Origin of the sequence: Mycobacterium parascrofulaceum ATCC BAA-614 (assembly GCF_000164135.1) — a bacterium.
GTDB lineage: Bacteria > Actinomycetota > Actinomycetes > Mycobacteriales > Mycobacteriaceae > Mycobacterium > Mycobacterium parascrofulaceum.
This window is the reverse complement of record NZ_GG770670.1, coordinates 1-575: the sequence shown is the minus strand read 5'-3', so window position 1 is coordinate 575 and position 575 is coordinate 1. Positions and strand designations below refer to the sequence as shown.

Below are 575 nucleotides of genomic sequence, written 5' to 3'. Positions count from 1 at the left end.
AAGCGGCTTGGGGAGCGTGCCTGGAGGGTGGAGCCGTTTGGTGGGATCGGTCCGCGGGGGCCGGGGGCCGCGGAGCGAGGAAGCGGCGCCGCGCGGCGATGTGGGGACTGCGCTGGGCGGGTTGACGCAGGATTCGTCTCCGCGTGAAGTGGCTGCAGCGATCATCCATGAGGCTCGCCGGCGCGGCTACTCGCCGCACCAGACGATCGCGATCTTGTCTACGGCGATGCAAGAAAGCGGGTTGCGTCCTCGGGCTGTGAGTCCGAATGGGTTGTGGAGAAGCATTTTCCAGCAAGACTCGGGTTATCCGGGCCGCAATAATCCCAACACGGCGATTTCGGGATTTTTCGATCGGCTGGCCCACCATGGCGGTCCGTCGTCACCGGACATTTGGAAGTCGATCTTCTGGTTACAGCAGCGCCCGGGCGATTCGTCGGCTGAGGCGGCAGTGGCGCACGGACGTAGGGGCTATTTGAACGAGATCCAGAGTCAGTTGCCCAGGGCGACGGCGTTGTATCGCAGCATCGCCGGAGTTTGACCACCACCACCACAACGATGTACGAGGATGCTGCGAA

General features: G+C 63.7%; 1 protein-coding gene. It reads left to right on the top strand.

Annotated elements, in window-relative coordinates; all coding sequences use genetic code 11:
• The first annotated feature begins 121 nt into the window (after positions 1–121).
• Positions 122–538 (top strand): hypothetical protein, encoded by a 417-nt coding sequence (locus HMPREF0591_RS31855; RefSeq protein WP_180849001.1) that lies wholly within the window; start codon positions 122–124, stop codon positions 536–538.
• The last annotated feature ends 37 nt before the right edge of the window (positions 539–575 follow it).